Source organism: Vibrio sp. J383, assembly GCF_023503985.1.
Lineage (GTDB): Bacteria > Pseudomonadota > Gammaproteobacteria > Enterobacterales > Vibrionaceae > Vibrio > Vibrio splendidus.
This window is the reverse complement of sequence record NZ_CP097294.1, coordinates 664,519-683,644: the sequence shown is the minus strand read 5'-3', so window position 1 is coordinate 683,644 and position 19,126 is coordinate 664,519. Positions and strand designations below refer to the sequence as shown.

Here is a 19,126-nt window from a genome sequence, read left to right as displayed (position 1 = left end):
ATCTTGTGTAACGGTTCTGCCTTCGATTATATCGCTAGAGTAGCCAGTGAATGCAATGCTTTTCGGTAGGCTTGTCTGTTTGAGTTTGAGTCTGACTTTGAATCAAGCTGACCAAATTCACTTGTTACAATAAGTCCTTCGATAAAAGTCATAACCGATTCACTGCGTAATTCGAGTATTGCAGTGTCTGCTTCTTCATTACCTCTTACCACATCACGAATGCTGTTTTTGAGCCAAACTTTGTGCTGTCGCGAGAGCATCGCAATGTCATCTTCAGACTCTTTAAATTCAGCGAGCGCGTGCATGAACATGCAGCCTTTGAAGTCAGGTTGTTCAAACCACGCAAGGTGCCAATCTAACAGCGCATCGAGTTGATTTTGTATCCCAGAAGTTGATGATAGCGCCGCTTCTAAACTCGACTCGAAACGCTGATGACGCCTCTCTAACACCGCTTCAATCAGTTTGGTTTTCGAGCCAAAATGGCGGTACATGGAGGTTTTAGACACCGCCGCCTCGTCTCGGATCATATCCACTCCAACTGCGGTATAGCCATACTGATTAAATAGCGACTCCGCTACATCCAGAATCAAATCTTTTTTACTCATCGTTCATCAACCTCAAATCGCTCTGAAATCGTAGAGCTCAATTTCTCGTTGCAAGAAGTGTACAGATCTGTATGATTCAAATCAAACAGTACAGATCTGTACACTTGCAATAAAAAGAGATAACAAGAGGAAATGATTATGATCGGTAAACTATCTGGTGGTGGAGCCCTTCCTCCGAAAGCAAGCATTAGCCAGCTTATTAAAGGTTTTATTGGCGGTACGCTAGGCATCTTAACCTTGTGCTTATTAGCAGAAAGCTCTGGGTTCCCGTGGTTAATGGCTCCATTTGGTGCGACGTGCGTACTGCTGTTTGCGGTGCCTACATCGCCATTAGCTCAACCGAGAAACGTCATTGCGGGCCACTTTATTTCGGCTGCTGTTGGTCTAATCGCGTTATATGGCTTTGGGGATTCCTATTTAACCATGGCAATCGCCGTCGGCTCATCCATCATGCTAATGCAATACTTTCGAGCGGTTCACCCACCTGCTGGCGCTAATCCTATTGTGATAGCTTTAGCAGGTACTACGCATGTGGATTGGACGTTCTTATTTACTCCAGTATTAATCGGCAGCATCGCTTTGGTCGGTATTGGTGCGTTATTGAATAACAGCAATTCACAACAAAAATGGCCGTTATACTGGTTTGGTTCATCTAAGTCTTAGTCCGTTGAATTTCAATAGTAAGTAACGATTTTCGTATCCAACTTAAGAGCAAATTGAAAGATCACATTGACCCTTGTATAAAATGGGCTTACTATTAATCGTCTTTTAACGATTATGGAAAGCGAAACATCAATATGAACGAAACTTGCCCTACAACTGGTGGCTGCGCTCTACCAATCGGACATGGTGATACCGAAGCTGAAACGCAAATGGCAGCTCTGGCCAAAGCGCTCGCTCACCCGGCAAGAGTTCGTATATTGAGTATCCTTTTAACGCTAGAAAAATCGGGGGGCTGTTTGAACAGTGATTTGGTTAGCGAATTAGGTTTGGCGCAATCGACAGTATCAGAGCACCTAAGAATCTTGAAAACCTCTGGTTTCATCACTGCTGAATCGATACCACCGAAGATGTGCTATCGCATTAACCGAGATAATATTCAGCAATTTGAATCGCTTATCGACACCATTTTAAAATAGATTAACCACGCTTAGTTTGTCGAACACAATAAACTAAGCGTATTTTTTGCCTTTAAATATCGTTTTTCGACGATTGACGATAACAACCAAAGAGACAATATAATGAAACCAAAATTAGGTTTTCTCGATCGCTACTTAACGCTGTGGATCTTTATTGCCATGGGCCTTGGTGTATTGCTTGGCACCCTGTTCCCACAGATCGAACAGTGGAATGAATCGATGTCGGTTGGTACCACCAACATTCCGCTTGCGATTGGCCTTATCTTAATGATGTATCCGCCTCTTGCTAAGGTTAACTACAACCTATTAGGCACCGTGGTCAAAGATAAGAAAGCCATCAAGCTATCTCTAATCATGAACTGGCTTGTTGGCCCTATTCTGATGTTCGTGTTGGCGCTAACATTCTTAGGTGACCACCCAGGTTACATGGTCGGCGTAATTCTGATTGGTCTTGCTCGTTGTGTGGCGATGGTTCTGGTTTGGAACGATATCGGCGGCGGTAACAAAGAGTATGGCGCAGCTTTGGTTGCTTTGAACAGCGCATTCCAAGTTGTGACTTACAGCTTTATGGCGTGGTTATTCATCAGCGTTCTACCGCCTGTATTTGGTTACGAAGGCATGATGGTTGATATCTCAATGATCGATATTGCACACAGTGTACTTATCTATCTAGGTATCCCGTTTCTAGCGGGCTTCTTAAGCCGTAAGATCCTAGTGTCGATGAAAGGCGAGCAGTGGTACAACGATGTGTTCATTCCACGCATCTCACCAATCACATTAATTGCACTACTGGCAACGATCGTTCTGATGTTCAGCCTAAAAGGCGAGATGATTGTTGAACTGCCAATGGACGTATTATTGATTGCTGTTCCACTGACTATCTACTTCACAGCGATGTTCTTCATCAGCTTCTTCATTGGTAAGAAGATGGGCATTGAATACGACAAGAACGCGTCAATCGCAATCACAGCAACAGGCAACAACTTCGAGTTAGCCATTGCCGTAGCAATCTCTGTATTCGGTATCAACTCAGACCAAGCGTTTGCAGGCGTTATCGGTCCACTGATTGAGGTGCCTGTACTGATTTACCTAGTGAACGTGGCGCTTAAGATGAAAGACAAGTACTACAACGGTCAGACGGTTAAACCTAGCGTCTAGGATCTACATCTAGCTCTTACAAAAAATCAGTATCACTTTGAACAGAAAGGCTCACACGCTAAGCGGTGAGCCTTTTCTTTATTCAGTTTCGTCTAATAAGCCTTTCAAAGCTTGTTCAAGCCAAAGTAACGCAGGGCCTTTCGAGCGTGTTTTAGACAGAACAAGATCAACGGGCGGCGACCATGTTTTGTGATCGAATGAGACATTAATCTCCACTAAACGCTGTTTGTTCAGCTCCTCTTCGACAAGGTGCTTGGGTAAGTATGCCCAGCCAATATCGCTGCCGAGTACCATCTCTTTGATCACAATAAAGCTGTTTGACCACCATACCTTACCGGCCATCAGTGGAAACTGGTCCATCACCTTGCCTTTGTCTCCCCTCAACATTAACTGACGATGCGGGAGTAAGTCAGTGAGTTTCGCCACACCTGTTTTTGCGAGTGAATGACTTGGATGACACACAGCAATAAACGGTAGGTGGCCGATAAAGCATGGCTCAGAACCGACATCAAAAGCCAAATTGGTAAACATTAATCCAATGTCGGCTGTCTCTTCGATAATCAACGGATTGACCTCTGTCGTGGTACACGCAACCAGTTCGACTTCCGTCGCAGGGAACTGTTTACTGAACTGACTAAGGATCTTAGATAGGTTCGGGACCAATAATGAATCATCTAAAGCAATTTTGATGAGCCCCTCTTCACCGCTACCCATCGCACTAACCGTCACATTCAGATCTTCAACCTGCAGCACGATCGCTTTCACCTGTTTAAATAACTGCTCGCCCGCTTTGGTTAATGAAGGCTTTCGAGTCGAACGATCAAAAAGCTCAACATTAAAATCTATTTCAAGATTACTGATGCCTTGGCTCACCGCCGACTGAACCTTACCCAAATGACGAGCACTGGCAGAAAATGACCCTAATTCAACGGCATACACAAACATTTTCAGCTGTTCAATGTTGTACATTCGGTTTCTCCCAAAACTTATTATCACTAAATGTGATAATAACTATCTTTATGTTATCACTTAACTAGATATTATCTAGCCAAGTCATTAGCCCATCGACGGCTATTTAATCGTAAAGAGAGTTAGAAAAATGTCACATAAAGAACGCATGTTGCACATGGTGCTATTTGAATTGGTTGCTTTGATTTTGATGGCAGGGCTTGCAACCTATATTACAGGAAACGGCGCAGGTGAAATGGCAGGCTTAGCGCTCGCAATATCATTGATAGCGATGGCGTGGAACTACGTTTACAACTATGGCTACGACAAAATTTACGGAGCAGACCGAAGCAAAAGAACTAAGAAAACACGTATTCTGCACGGATTAGGTTTTGAACTTGGCTTGATGACAGTGACTTTGCCTGTCTTGATGTGGGTTCTACAACTCGACTTCCTAACCGTACTGATCATGGACATCGGCCTAGTTATTTTCTTCGTACTTTACGCGATTGCGTTCAACTGGGCATACGACTCGGTTCGAGATCAATTGGTAGCGAAAGGAAAAGTAAGTGTGCTGAATTAATAAAGCCGTCTTCAAAAGAAGACGGCTCATATTATTTGCCTAAAGTAGAGATTATTTGCTACGAGATAGCACTGTTCCCTTTAGATACATCGGACCATGCTGTTGTAATCGCAACGCGAGATTTACTATCAAGGTTATCGATAAAGCCATTATCACCAGCCTGAGGCTCAAAAGCGCTCATAGCTTGAACCAATGCATCAACCGCATTATTGGACAACACAGTATGATCTTGGGATGTGCCTTGATCTCCCATCGCCACAACAACTTGCGCACGGTTACCATTGAAGTAATCATTGAAAGTGACAGAACCAATGTGTTCAAACTTGGCTTGATCAGTATCACTTTCAGGATCTCGCAGTATCGACAATTTAAGATCATAGCCACTGCGTTCTAACCACAATTTCTGCCAGTCAATCCCATTGAAAACAATGTTGTCTTCGCTGCGAATGTCTTCAACGAGGTTGTCAATTACGTCACCACTTACAACAAAGCTATCTACGCCAGTGCCGCCCTTGAAGGTATTTTGGAATCCACCAAGTACCATCACGTCACTTCCTTCGCCACCATTGAACTGGCTGAACTTAGAAAGCGCAGCAGCAATTAGGTGATCATCACCTTCGCCACCGTTGAGCACCGCGTTATAACCCATTAACTTAACAACATCATTGCCGCCACTAGCATTGATACGGTTGTAATTGCCAAAGACATTGGCGAAGTCATTACCAGCCCCTAACTCAACTTGGTTATTATTACCAATCGTAACTGAGTAGTCTTGGTCGCCGCCTGTATCAACACGGTTATAGTTACCAGATGTGACGACATAATCACGGCCAGTTCCAGTGTCAATTTCGCCGCCTTCACCAAAGACAAACGACTCATCATCACCCGCGCCCAAGAAGACGTGATTGATTCGTCCAGCAACGACGGCAGTATCATTGCCTTCGCCACCGAACATCATATTTTCACGTCCCATTAGCACGCCCATATCATTGCCTTCACCGCCGGTAAAGATATTAGATGTTCCTGTCGCATAGTAGACATCATCACCTCGACCACCCCAGAAGTTATTGTTATCTCCGAGATACGCGCCGAGATCTTTACCATCACCACCCCAATTGAAGTTGTAATTGCCTAAAGAAACGTTGATGTCTCCATCGCCTTGCAAGTGACCGCTATTACGAAGGAAATCAAATGTTTTCTCCTTCATATTCAGTAGATCAGCCGTCAGGTTTTCTTTTAAGTTTTCCACCAGAGATTTCATTTCTGTTTGCTTATTTTCACTGAAAATGGTCGCAAACAAATTAGGTAGATTTAGCGAATTAAAACCAAATGCACGATCTTCTTTAGCGGAGCTATCTGCCGTTATTGCATCGCCGTTATCCTGAGCTCCAGCGACATTAGTGCCATTGACAGAAACGGATGAATTATCTTCTTCCTCTTCCGGTGCTTTTTCCTTCAAGCCGTGTGTTTCTGCGAACGTCTTAATGCCGTCAGCACCCATATTGATGCCCGACTCTAGGCTGTCTAGCAACTTAGCTGGGTCAACGAAGGCTTGTAATTGATCGCCACTAAACTCACCAACAACTTCCAGCATTTCTTTTAGGATTGCGACACCATCTACTGATTCGCCAGTACGAGACACAATATGCCCTGCAGCTGTGTAATCCACACCGAAGATATCACCTAGCGTCGTCTCTGCACCTACACCGGCAAGTTGGCCTAGAAGCTTGTTTTTTAACTGACGAGGAAGATCCTCGGGGCTGTAAGTAAACGTTGTTTTAGCTTGCCCCGTTGTGGAAAATTGTTGAGTCATAAGACCAAACAACGAACCCAAATTGGTATCAAGAATCGACTGAATATTATCACCGAACATAAAGTTCCAGTTACCCGTCGTCACTTGAATATCAGCGCCTTGGCCACCAACAGCAAAGTTAAACGCTAGCTTCTCATTCGCTTGTCGGAACTTATCTGCACGGCTCATTTTGCTTGAGTCAGAGTTATCACTTCCGCCTAACCACTGGTTGTATTGCTTGTTTAACGTCGCTTCAACGTCATTTTTCAAGCCGCGGCTACTGCGTTCGTTTTGAGAATCTAAGTCAACCAAGCTTGTGTAATCAACACTGCTACTCTGATCTAAGCCAGACATATCTTTAACGAACTTTTTAGCCCCAGATAATGTCCACTGCTGCTCTTGAGCAGCCAACCAATCTTGACCTTCACCTGAACTCGCTATGCTTTTTAACACACCAGAGATTCGAGAGGCGCCGTCAAACGGATTAACCAGAGGAGGCGTAGGAATTGATTTATCCATCATCACAATAAGGTCGTTGCTTTGCCCCAAATTGAAGCTCACATTACGATTACCGATGAACATCTGTGCGCCTTCTAGAGCTTGATATCCGCCAATATCAAAGCTATGTTTACTTTCCCCGTCACCAACGTGAACCATCACATTGTTGTCACCAAAAGCTAGAGATTTAAAGCCACCAGTGCCGACTTTAACGCTAACGTTCGAAGTGCCCCAGTTAACTGCAGTAAACTCACCATCACCGACATTAACTTGGATATTGCCAGAATAACTGAGCTTGCTCTTACTGCTACCAGATGATGAGGACTCTGTATCATTCTTGCGTTTTTCTGGTGCATTGAACACATCACTGTTTTCAGCAATTGCGCCGCGAGCGGTCTCATCAACGTCGCTGGTACCTACGCGAGAAAGATCGATGTCTCCTTCTGCGATACCATTTCTTATACGTTCATGTTTTTCGGTCACTTCGCCTTGTTCATCCCAGCTAAGTGTCACTTTGTTGCTTTTCTCTTTTTGTACCCAATGACCATTTTCGTCATGGGTATGTTTACGACCATTCGAGTCAACAGCAACTTCTGAGCTACGGACAGAAACATCGCTACGGATATCGTTGTCACCCATCGATTGAATAAGAAGTCTTCCGAAGCCATTTTGTTTGTCATCACTGATTAACGAACAACCGACTACACTAATATAATCAGGGCTAGCCTTGACATTTTCAGCCTCACTAAACGCTTGATTGAACGCTGCTAGTTTCACGGCTAACTCATCTGCGCTGTAACCGCTTAGATGAGTATTATTGTTTTCAGATTCATCACGACCATGACCAACTAGTTGCCAACGTAATTGTCCAGTTGACTTGTCTTTAGGTAACTTAGACGGGTCACCGTAAACCACACGATAATTACCGTCTGAGTCTAGCTGAACAACCACGGTACTATCTGGATGTTTGCCTGCTAAATTTTCAGCTGCTTTGGAAACCGAAGAATCATTCTCCATTTGAATAATGATTTGACCGTCAAAACGCGTTTCACCACCGTCAGATTGAGGGGATACTATGAGGCGTTCCCAACTGTTAACGTCTTTGTTTTTAACCGTGTCATCCGAGCCATTTAAGCTTGCTCGGAAATCAATCTTAGGTTTGTTCGCCACATCATCGTAGACAGTACGTAAAGTCTTATCATCTTGTTCGATGACAAACTGATCCGAGGCACTCACTTTAAGTGCAGGCAACCCTAAACGATGGGTAATACCTGGAACAAAGCTTTCGATGCCTTTATGTGACTGCAAGTGCGCTTTCCCGTAGATAGCGACAAACTTTTCGCCATCAGGAAGAGCTTGCAATGCATCGACGGCAACGTTGTTCGCAGCACCAGCACGGTACATCAAGCCATGATCTGTACCTTGAACTGTAGGTCGCGCTGTACTATTTGCATCTAGAGCAAGAATACGCATCCCGTTAGCACGGGCGTTTTCAAACAACGTAATATCTAAATGCTTAGTTTTGATCATTGCACTCAACTCACTAGACATAATGCCTGTGGACAAATAGTTGTCGATCAGTGGTTGGGCAAGGTCGGAACGAAGATGCTCTAAGCCGATGACTGTCACACCTTGCTTTTTGAGCGCGTCCATTTGTTCATTAACAAAGCGCAGACCATTCACATCGCTTCCATGAACTTCCCCAATTAAGAGGCCTTTGCGCTCGTTGAGAAGTACTGACAATTGTTCTTCAACACCGCCGTTCGCACCCGCAAGCTTGTCGCTTAACTCATCATAACCAGCACCAGAATAACGGCGATCCCAATTGTCAACGTCGGTCTCATGACTGCTGCGATATATACCCTCAATGTGATCCATACGATCTGTCTCAAGCTGAGATATATAGCCTTGATCAGCGAATTTTTTCAGCAATATCATTTCAGCGGAATCACTGGTCGTTGAGTCAGACTTTTTAGCGGCTTCTTTCAAGAAGTAGAAAGCCATTTGTACCGACTCAACCCCCGTCAAATCCTGAAGCTCCTGATAGCTATAGCCAAGGTGAACGGTTTGTGTTGCCTCATCCAAAACAGCTTTACTAAGCAAGTCAGCAGACTGTGACTTTTCTAACCATAGTTTAAAGTCAGAATACTGTTCACCAAGCTCGATGTGATACTTCGCGTCAAAGCCCAAGTCACTCGGAGTTTCTCCTGCATAACCTTGTTTTGGCGATAAGTATGGGTCTTCATTAGCCCAGCGCACCATCATGTCCGTTAGGCCAACATGCTCGCCATTTGCTTCTTCCATAGCAACAACATAAATACGAGCGGCCAAATCAGTTCGCGTCTGTGCAATAGCATCAATGCTCTCTTGGGTTACTTTCATCTTGCCACTGAACAGCGCTGTGTTTACTTGCTCTTTCAATGTCGTCAACGCAAGGTTACGTCCAGAGGTTGGATGTTCGGCCAAATAATTATTGATCTGCTTGTTCAGTTCAAAACTCGCCCCCACCTGATCTCGACCAATAGAACTATGCACTAATTCAACTTGATCCAAGATGGCTTGATAAGAAGCACCAATCGGTTTAGCAAAGACTTTACCGCCATCTTTCAACTCTTGCTTTGTCATAATGGTAGACAAATCAACGACTAATTTTGTCTTGTTTCCTAACGATTCAAGGTCCGTTACTTTTACTTCTGTTGACTTCTTAATTGGTGTTGCGTCAAAGACAGGTAAATCAAGAATTCCCTGCAATGTCGTCTTGTCACCCAATGTCGGCTTGTAAGTAGCCAACGTATCGCCATCCATCACTACCACGCGGTTGAAGATCGCCTCACCTGCATCGTTTTTACCCAGCTTGTAGCTTTTAGCCATGTTCAGGTCGGACTTACCGAAGAAACGCGTTAGGTAGGCACCAAATTTCTCTGCGGACGAGAACTCAACGATGCCCGCATTTGGATCATAGAAACCGTAAACACGATCCTCTCCTGAGCCTTTTGCCCAAGCCGCCATCGCGTGACCCGGCGCATCAAGTTCCAACAACACAGGTTTACCGTTAGCCGATACATCGGTGATCTTTTCAACCACACCGTTTACGGTCAGCGCTTGCTTCCCTTCCAGCTTTTCCTGCCATACTTTCATAGAAGTATCATGCATTGGGTTCTTAGCATGAATCGCAGCCAAGCTGCTGAGCAACTTGCTTGCATTGGCTTTTTCACTGTCGGAGTAAAGCGTTGGATTGCTCAGCACCGCCGCCGCAGAATACATTTTCTCCAGCAGTTGTCTTGCAACGCCAGTTTGACCATCGCTTTCTAACTGTTTCGCAACCAGAACAAGTTTAGAGAGTGGATCACAGCGTCCACCAAAACCGTCGTTCGATAGGTTCAACAGCATTAACTGCGGTGCGAGTTGCTCGGTAGCTTTCGCATCCACCACTCCAACAGAGGCAATCTCACGGAACAGTCGGTTATACTTCTCAGATTTGTTCTGGAACGTCACTTTCAGTGCACGACTTTCGATTTCCCAAGCAAGCGCACCTTTTTGCTCTGCACTCCAGTTGCCCTTAACAAACAGATCCACCAGTTGCTTGATGCTCATATCTGAGTAGAAGCCATCAACGGTGTCCTTCGCATGGTCGTTTTTGTAACCATTTAGGAAATCTTTGGTGGTACGAATGTCTTTCGATTTTCCTGGTACGTTAGTATCCGGTTTCAGCGCGTCGCCATAGCGTTTAAAGTCTTCCTGTAGTCCTTTAAGCACTTCGCCCGCTTCTATCGCCGCTTGCTCTGCATTGAACAAACCCGAGACAATTTGATCCGCGTACTGGCTCATCAAGCGATTACTCGCCTCGTGGCCATAGAAGGTTTGCTCACCGGTCACATTAAAGCCAGATACCGCTAGCTTGGCACGAAGCTTCTCACCTTCACCGCCTAAACCTTCATTATCAGTTAACAGCATGATCGGCGTATCTTTCGGTAAACCTTTCAAGTTTTTCTCTACGGAAAACTGGCCATTGACCGCTTTAGACAAAGCTCCAACAATTCCTGCCGGATTCGCCACTTCATGCGCAGTGATCGCTTTGGTCATGCTCGGCATTGGTCTATCCAATAACAAGCCCGAAACAGCTTGACCATTTTGAGCAGCGAAACGCGCGAGATCAGCCGCAATCGGACCGCCCATAGAGTACCCGTGAATAATAATGTTACTTGGGTCTATACCCTTATCATTCACGAGATACTTGAACATAGTACGGGCATCTTGATAGAGACCTTTTTCACTCGGCCCACCGTCGCTTTCGCCATAACCACGCATGTTAACAGCCAACATATCAATATTTTGCTTGTGATAATGACTGCGAATTGCGCTCGCTTGTTCTTCTGAGGATGAACCAGAACCGTGTAAGAACAGCACTACTTTACCGTTCCCAACACTCTCTTCGCCTTCAGATGCTTTAGCCCCCTTATGGAAGTATCCTGACAAACGACCAGCTTCACCTTTCAGAGTCACTTTTTGAGACTCGCCTTTTTCGACAGCAAACCCTAGCAATGTTTCGGTGATATCACCAACCTTACGACGAGCATCTTTAGTTCCGAACAACTCATTGTTTAGGAATCGAGTTAACGGGCTAACAGACTCTTTGTCGCGCGGTGGTGTACCATCATTTTCAATCGCTACGTTTTCTTTGTTCCGTTCTGAAATAGGTTTACGCTTACCACCAAGAGCTTCTAACTCGTTTGATGCGGAGTTTGCGTGCTCTTTGTAGAACTCAAGAGTTTTACCCAGGGCGTTGTCCAACGCATCACGCACTGTGCCCTTCGAGCTATCATCAACTAGATCTATCAGATCCTGATAATTAGCGGTATAGCTTTCCAGTACAGCTTTGCGATCATCTCCCGTTTCCTGAAGAGCCTTGTACACAGCAAGACTCTCGTTGACTGAGTGACCGCCGTCAAAGACTAGGAAAGACAATGTATTCAGATACGCTTGATCAACAGAGAATCCTGGATTCTTACTCGCAATATATTGGTTCAAGTGGGTCATGATATTGGTTGAACCCGACGCGCCCGTCACTACCGAGAGACCATTATTCAACGCATTGCTTTCAAAGGTTGTCTTTTTGCCCGGGTTAAGAATTCGACCATCCGCAACACTACGACCTTCTTTAAAGTCATCGTAAGTATCGCCCTTCGGCTGGTAATGAAGCGCTGTACCATAATCACTGGTTTTCTTTTCAATAAGGTTGACTTGGTTTTCACCATCAACCCCTGATGAGATTACTGTATTGGTTGAGCGAGCTTTGGTGATCACATTTTGATAAAAACGATCGCCTTCAGCTTTCCACGGAGCCATTTCCATCCCCAAGCCAGGGGTAATTGCCATTTTTACAGCAAGGAAAGGAACTTTAATCACTCCGAAACCATCATCAACCTGTGTCATCATGGTCTTGAAGTTGGCATGGCTCGGTGTATCTAAGAATTGAGTTAAGGTAGGTACTCGGCTAAACCATGGTCGCTCATCTTGAGCTATCGCTTGGGCAAATTCTTCCATTTTTGTCTGGATTCGCTCAGCTCTCAGGACGTCATCCGCCGCGTCCGGTAACAGGCTATGCATCCACTCGTCGAAATCATTAACTAAGCTATTCCCGATTTGAGCTGAAGTATTAATCGCTTTATCTGTCGGTGTTTTTACCAACTCATGAGCTATTTCAGAATCAAAACGGCGTCCAAACAAGTTATCAAAGTACTGACCTATTTCTTTTTCTTTCTTTGCATCAAAAAGCAACTTGCTTGCCAAAACTTGAAGTTTAGGGTGCGCAGCAAGCTTGTCATTAGCTTCCGTAAACAGCTTAACGGCGCTGTCTTGAGTCACATTACCGCTCATCCATAGCGTCTTAGCTTGCTCTGCTAACTTGTTTATTTCACTCGTAGAGGTTTCTGTACTCTCTACCTGACCTAATTTATAAATAAACTCAACAATACTCTCACTTTCAGTTTTTGCCGTTTCTCTGTCCGATGTTGAATTCGTCAGAGTCGGAGAAACCACTTCAAGAGACTTTAAGCTATTAATTTGGGCATCAGCTAGAGGTTCAACTAAACCAATTACACGGCCAACACCATCAAACACGACCTTAGACTCAAACGCTTCGACAGATTTTGGATCGATTGCAATACCAAAGATACCTGCATCCTTCGAACGGTTTTTCTGAATATGGCTTTGCAACGACACAATTTCAAACTGAAGTGTCTTAACCATCTCACCGCGTTGAGCAAATTCTTTCGGATTATTTTGCTGCCATTGTTCAACAGCTAGCTCTAATACAGCAAGGTTACTTTCAGATGGAATACGCTGAATTGACTGAATGTGACTTCTTACAGCTTTCAGCTCTTTGCTAGGTAAATCAGTTGAAAGTTTGCCAAGATGTCTCTTAGTCGAGTCGACAAATCTCACATCGTCAGGACCAAGTAATGAGAATTTAAAACCGTCTACGTTTTTCGTTATCGAAGCTGAAACATCAGCCGTTTCGCCCAACCCGTAAAGATTAACCCCTGAAATACGGATCTCTTTTCGAGCCACATCCTGAGAGTGCGTAGTTGGCAGCACAATGCTATCGGCATTGCTCTCAGTGAACAGAGAAATGACTGAGCTTCCGGTATTTTTAGAACGAATGCCTGCATTGATTTGTAGTCGATTTACGGCTTGTACCGCACCGTCTAACGCTTCTTGTTCTTGATCGGTTAATCCTTCACTGAATCGACCATCGGCACTCTGTGGATTTACCGTGTCGACATCGCTACTGGTTGTCTCTTCACTTTGAGTAAAGTGACTTTCATTAGATAAGCCGCTGCCAGAGGCACCTTGACGATCAGGGCGATCACTTTCATTTTGCTTAGAACCTTTCGCGTCCGCTTGTGCTTGATGTGCTTTATTTTCAGCATTTCTTGCATCACTATTACCACGTTCTTCAGCGTCTCTAGCTGAATTATTGGCATTCGATTCAGCTTGTTTAGCTTCATTGGTTTTCGTGGTCGCTTCTGCTTTACGTGCATCAGCATCGGCTTTAGCGTCCGCAATATCTTGCTCTGCACTAGAACGATTATCTTCGCCTTTCGCAACGCCTGCTTCTGATTTAGCCACCGAATCGTTGACGTTCTTTTGGTTGTCTTTATGAGCCTGTTTCGCATCGGCGATCTGCTCGCCAGACACATCTTTGGCATTGTCTAATTGGGTTTGTACATCCTTTAGAAGACCACCAGCAAAACGATCGCGCCAATGATCACCAGACACTCCCGTATACTCAGCTTTGTTGTCAAGTACATCAAGGCCTTGAGCCATTGCCGTTAAATCTTTAGTTACCGCTTCAGACTCTTCGTTCACAGCGTCGCGCTGCGCTTGACAATTACTCTCTAATGCTTCTTGATCGGTTGATTCTAATTGAGCCTGAGAACCTGATACAGCTTCAAGTTGTTTCTGCTTTTCTTGCTCTAAACGCTGGCGATCGGCTTCCGCTCGTTCTTTGTCAGACATTGCATTTTTTGCAGCTTGATTTTGTTCCGCATTATCGGCAACGGCATTAGCTTGGTGTGACGTTTCAGATTTCGCCACCACATTATCTAAAACATAGCCCAACCCATCATTATGGCCTGTGCCTTTGAATTCTATTCGGTTGCTGCCAGAATTTGCAGTCAACTTAAGTGTTTTTTGTTGCCAAGCTGCTTCATCGCCAGAGGTTGAGAATACAACATCACCGTTCCAGAGAACCTCTATGCCTTCATTGCTTGAAATGCCTGCACGCTTCGCAAAATCAAAGCTAACCGCAATGACTTCACCTTCCGCTAAATCCGTTAAATCTTGAGAAAGACTTGTATTAGTATAAGTATCTAGCTCTGTTACACGTGAGCCATGGCCTTCGCCACTTACGCCATAAGCGCTACTTGAATATGATGCTTCTACGCCATGAGTAGATTCCCAACCGTCGCCACCTTGTTCAAAATCGCCGTTAACGATCAGGTTAGGCGCTTGCGCTTGATCTGAAGACTCTTCGATGTTGAGTTCATTTTCCATGCTGCTGAGATCAGGCGTTTCAACGTTAGTCACGCTTCCACTTAGCCCGTCTCCTAGTTCGGAACCTACTTCTTCGATTTCATCCAGAGCGAAACCATCAAGTTTCGTGATTTCAGGCGTTGAAATAGCACCTCGCCCTTTCTGAATTCCTGATGACGAAGCTTCATCACCTTGAACTAGGTAATTAATCGCTTGGCTGCCACCCACTCCAAGAAGAGTTTGTTTAATATTATCAAACAGTGCGGAAAGCTTATTGCTGCTCGTGTTACTTGACGCGACGGCTAGGCTATAGAAATCACCGTTACCCACTTTGATAGCAACGTTATTTCTGGCATAAGAAGCGTTAATCCCTAAGCCATCACCTACGTGAATATTCACGTTTGCTTTGCCTTTCATCACCGCAACATTTAGACCGTCACCCACTTTGGTGTTGACGTTATATTTGCCCCATGCAACGTTAACTGAAATACCGTCACCAATTTTGGTGTTGATATTCGCATCACCATAGGCCGCCGTTACACTCAGGCCATTACCCACGGTTGTCGTAATGTTAGCTTTACCTTTCGCAGCCGTGACCTGCATACCATCACCGACTTTAGTGACAATATTGCCCTTGCTCCAAAGTGCGTTGAAGCTATCTCCGTCACCCACTTGAGTAATGATGTTCGCTTCACCTTTCGCTAAAACAACATTACGGCCATCACCCACTTTCGTAATGATATTCGCTTTGCCCCAAGCTCCCGTGTAATCATCGCCATTACCGACGTGAGTAATGACATTCGCCTTACCTTGAACCACAGAAACTTCTTGGCCATCACCTACTTTGGTAATGATGTTCGCTTCACCTTTGGCGAAGTTGTATCGATCACCGTCACCGACGTGAGTGAAGATATTTGCTTGTCCCCAGGCCACGTTAACGCCTAATCCATCGCCCACTTTTGTGATGATGTTAGCTTTACCTTTCGCCAAACCAATAGTCGTACCATCACCCACATGGGTCATGACATTACCCACTTTTGATATCAGTAAACCAACGGTGGTTCCTTCACCAACTTTGGTTAAGATATTACCTTTACCCGCCAACACAGCTGCGGTTGTTGCATCACCAACATGGGTCACTACGTTTGCTTTCGCAGCTGCGACAACACCCATGAAGTCATCACCGACTTTCGTTATGATATTCGCTTCACCAAGGGCTAGTACGCCAGTAAGACCATCTCCTACGTGAGTCATAATGTTTGCTTTACCAAACATCGCGGCTAAGGTTGTTCCATTACCCACTTTCGTCATCACGTTTAGTTCGCCAGCAAATAAACCTAAGCTTGTGCCATCACCAACGTGAGTATAGATATTCGCTTTACCGATCATTAATGCAGCAGTTAGGTCATTACCCACTTTAGTCATGATATTGGCTTGGCCAAGCATTGCAGCAAACGTGCTGCCGTTACCCACCTGAGTGAATATATTTGCGTTACCTACCATCGCGGCTATCGAAGTACCATTGCCCACTTTGGTTGCGATATTACCTTTCGCCACCATTAATGCGACTGTTGTACCGTCACCAATATGCGTAAAGACATTGGCTTCCGCGACCATAAGCGCTAATGCATCACCATGACCAACCTTGGTAAATACATTGCCTAGGCCACCCATTAGCGCCCACGCGTTGCCTTCACCAACGTGAGTGAAGATATTGCCTACGCCGATCATAGCGGCTATCGAAGTGCCGTCGCCTACTTTGGTGAAGATATTACCCGCAGCACCCATTACGCCAATTGTTTGGCCATCGCCGACATGAGTCAGTACGTTACCAATACCCAACATAATGCCAGTGGTATCACCATCGCCCACCTTGGTTAGAATGTTCGCCCCACCAACCATGACGCCAGTTGTCGAGCCATCACCAACATGTGTAAGTACGTTAGCGCCTCCTCCCATAACGGCAAGCGCATTGCCATTGCCTTTTTTGGTTAGGATGTTTGCACCACCAAGTGCGACTGCGGTCGTATTTGAGGCCGTATCATCACCGCTAATATGAGTAATGATATTGGCACCACCAAGCATACCTGCCGTGAGGTCACCGTCACCCACTTTAGTCATGACATTCGCGCCACCGACAAGTACAGATGCGATGTCACCCTTACCAACCTGTGTCATGACATTAAAGCCACCGACCGCTAACCACAGCCCGTTGCCAGAACCAATTTGGGTGTGCGTGTTGTAGCCGCCTAGCATAGTCAAACGACTATTACCGTTACCTTTGTGAACTGAAATATTGCCATAAGCAAGTAAGTGAGCTAAATATTCGCCATCACCAATACGAACCAATACATTGACCGCACCGCCTGCATAGACATCCATTTTGCCTTGCTTGCTCTGATGGACTAATACGTTAGCCAAGCCAGCACCACGGAAAGTGAGATCGCCTTCATCGCCACTTTTAACAATAACGTTAGCCGCGCCACCACCAATAAATTCAGTATCACCAAACTTAGAGCTGTGAAGGATGACGTTGGCAATCCCTCCACCATTAAAATGAACATCACCGCGGGTAACATTGGATTTGATGACGTTACCACCACCAACACCATTAAAACGCACATCTCCTGAGCTTTCACCGGTATCGGTAGCAGGTTTGATCAATGCTTGTTCATTGTACTCGTCAATATCTGCGACCGTTTCGCTAGTACTTCTTACCGCATTTACACTGTACTGAAGATCACTCAGCGAATATCCACCTCGACCCATTGAGTGATAACCATTTGCTGACGAAATATCCTCATTGGCCAAATTTCCGGTGTAATTACCTTCTTTGTACCAAGAGCGGGCCTGGTACTTTAACTCGCCAGTGTCTGAATCATTCGCTAATTCAACCACCACAATTTTTGTATAAGGGCCAAGCACTTTCGCATATACATACGTGTTTGATTTGCGATTTGACTTAACACCTTTAACATCAACTGTTGTGCCATTTGTAGAAATAGCATGGCCACCCATTTTTGCATCGGCCAAAACAACATCTTCAGCATCGATTAAGGCACCGTTTGCGTATGTAACCCATTCATATTCAGTCAGGTCTTTCTCAATAGCATGAATCGTAAACACTTGTTGATGTTCGAGTTCGATATTAGATAGGGTGTAGCCGCCATTGATTGGATTTGACTCAAATCCACCTGAACCAGAAACATCGGATCGAGCAAGGCTAGTTAAATGATTTCCACGCTTATACCAAGCTTCTGAGTAGTACTTAAGATTTCCAGTTTCCGAGTCATTATAGAGACGAATTTTATTAATTTTGGTGTAAGTACCATCAGCGATAGCAAACAAGTAAGTATTTGCCTCTCGTTCTGATTTTATTGCCTTAACAGAATGGAACTTATTCCCGTTACCAATCGATAACCCATGCATTTGTGCAGTAGTCAGAACGATCTCATCGGCATTGGCATTGGCTAACCCTTCGTCTTTGAAATCGTTACCAGACCCTTTACGGGTAATCTTGTTGTAAGCTCCGCCTCCAGAGAAATGGATATCACCGTGTGCCACATCAGAATAGATACTGTTGTATCCGCCAACACCTTCAAAGCGAATGTTGCCACGTGTTTCCACATAGACATCATCCGATTGTCGCGTACGTTCAATACGGTTTGATGCGCCCGCACCCTGCAATGTTATATCACCGACTTTACCTTTTCGAACGAGATGGTTATCGGCACCAGCACCACGGAAAGTGATATTACCCGTTTCTACTCGTGAGCTAATACTGTTAGCAGCGCCAACACCATCAAACGTCACATTACCGCGAGAACCCTGGTATTTATTGAACCAAGTTCGATCAAGTTTGTTACCGGCCCCAGCTCCAGTAAAAGATAAGTTACCTTGGTTTGTTTCATGCCAAAGGCTGTTATAGCCACCAGCACCACCAAATGTCACATTACCACTTAGGCCTTTACGGGTTATCCCATTATATGCAGCAACACCGCCATAGTTTACGTCACCGCGATTACCTAGATGATCAATAGAAACTCCGCCAGCAGCGCCAGCGAATGAAACGTTTCCATCGCCACTTTTGTTAATGTCCGCATACCCGGCAGCACCTTTTACATTTAGGTTGCCAACAGAGTCTTCTACTCTTAGATATGCCGCACCACCTACTACCGTATCATTTCCGCTACCCGTATAAACCGTCGCCCCAATTGAACCGACAGTGACGTGATCATCACCTCCACGAGCATGTATTTCGCCGCCAAAACCGATAGCAACAATGTTGTTGTTACCTTCATCGGCGGAATAGTTCCCTGTAAAGAAGTATTCAACACTTCTCCAAAATGGTTTTCCCATAAAAAAA

At 45.0% G+C, this 19,126-nt stretch carries 7 protein-coding genes; 4 read left to right on the top strand and 3 right to left on the bottom strand.

The window, feature by feature from the left end:
- Positions 1-26: 26 nt before the first annotated feature.
- On the bottom strand, positions 27-605 hold the full coding sequence (locus M4S28_RS19525; RefSeq protein ID WP_249633582.1) for a TetR/AcrR family transcriptional regulator: 579 nt from the start codon (positions 603-605) through the stop codon (positions 27-29).
- 138 nt (positions 606-743) lie between these two features.
- Between M4S28_RS19525 and M4S28_RS19520 the strand changes: the two genes are divergently transcribed.
- From M4S28_RS19520 to arsB, 3 genes are all read left to right on the top strand, one after another.
- The gene (locus M4S28_RS19520) at positions 744-1,268 is read left to right on the top strand and encodes an HPP family protein (RefSeq protein WP_102498102.1); all 525 of its coding nucleotides are present in this window, start codon (positions 744-746) and stop codon (positions 1,266-1,268) included.
- Between the two features lie 134 nt (positions 1,269-1,402).
- The gene (locus tag M4S28_RS19515; RefSeq protein WP_249633581.1) at positions 1,403-1,744 is read left to right on the top strand and encodes an ArsR/SmtB family transcription factor; all 342 of its coding nucleotides are present in this window, start codon (positions 1,403-1,405) and stop codon (positions 1,742-1,744) included.
- A 102-nt stretch (positions 1,745-1,846) separates the two neighbouring features.
- Complete coding sequence (gene arsB / locus M4S28_RS19510; protein WP_249633580.1) at positions 1,847-2,902, top strand: ACR3 family arsenite efflux transporter; 1,056 nt, start codon at positions 1,847-1,849, stop codon at positions 2,900-2,902.
- Positions 2,903-2,980: 78 nt separating this feature from the next.
- On the opposite strand, the gene M4S28_RS19505 is transcribed toward arsB, so the two are convergent.
- Entirely contained in the window at positions 2,981-3,871 is an 891-nt protein-coding gene (locus M4S28_RS19505; RefSeq protein WP_249633579.1) for a LysR family transcriptional regulator, read from the bottom strand.
- A gap of 130 nt (positions 3,872-4,001) precedes the next feature.
- Between M4S28_RS19505 and M4S28_RS19500 the strand changes: the two genes are divergently transcribed.
- Positions 4,002-4,433 carry a PACE efflux transporter gene (locus M4S28_RS19500; RefSeq protein ID WP_054541625.1) on the top strand — a complete coding sequence of 144 codons (432 nt, stop codon included), beginning with the start codon at positions 4,002-4,004 and terminating at the stop codon, positions 4,431-4,433.
- A 58-nt stretch (positions 4,434-4,491) separates the two neighbouring features.
- On the opposite strand, the gene rtxA is transcribed toward M4S28_RS19500, so the two are convergent.
- A complete protein-coding gene (gene rtxA, locus M4S28_RS19495) occupies positions 4,492-19,119 on the bottom strand; it encodes an MARTX multifunctional-autoprocessing repeats-in-toxin holotoxin RtxA (RefSeq protein ID WP_249633578.1) in 14,628 nt (4,875 codons plus the stop codon).
- Positions 19,120-19,126: the final 7 nt, after the last annotated feature.

Excerpts from the sequence above, each read along its gene's own strand:
- M4S28_RS19525 (WP_249633582.1), bottom strand. The coding sequence starts at position 605 with ATGAGTAAAAAAGATTTGATTCTGGATGTAGCGGAGTCGCTATTTAAT.
- M4S28_RS19520 (WP_102498102.1), top strand. The coding sequence starts at position 744 with ATGATCGGTAAACTATCTGGTGGTGGAGCCCTTCCTCCGAAAGCAAGC.
- M4S28_RS19515 (WP_249633581.1), top strand. The coding sequence starts at position 1,403 with ATGAACGAAACTTGCCCTACAACTGGTGGCTGCGCTCTACCAATCGGA.
- arsB (WP_249633580.1), top strand. The coding sequence starts at position 1,847 with ATGAAACCAAAATTAGGTTTTCTCGATCGCTACTTAACGCTGTGGATC.
- M4S28_RS19505 (WP_249633579.1), bottom strand. The coding sequence starts at position 3,871 with ATGTACAACATTGAACAGCTGAAAATGTTTGTGTATGCCGTTGAATTA.
- M4S28_RS19500 (WP_054541625.1), top strand. The coding sequence starts at position 4,002 with ATGTCACATAAAGAACGCATGTTGCACATGGTGCTATTTGAATTGGTT.
- rtxA (WP_249633578.1), bottom strand. The coding sequence starts at position 19,119 with ATGGGAAAACCATTTTGGAGAAGTGTTGAATACTTCTTTACAGGGAAC.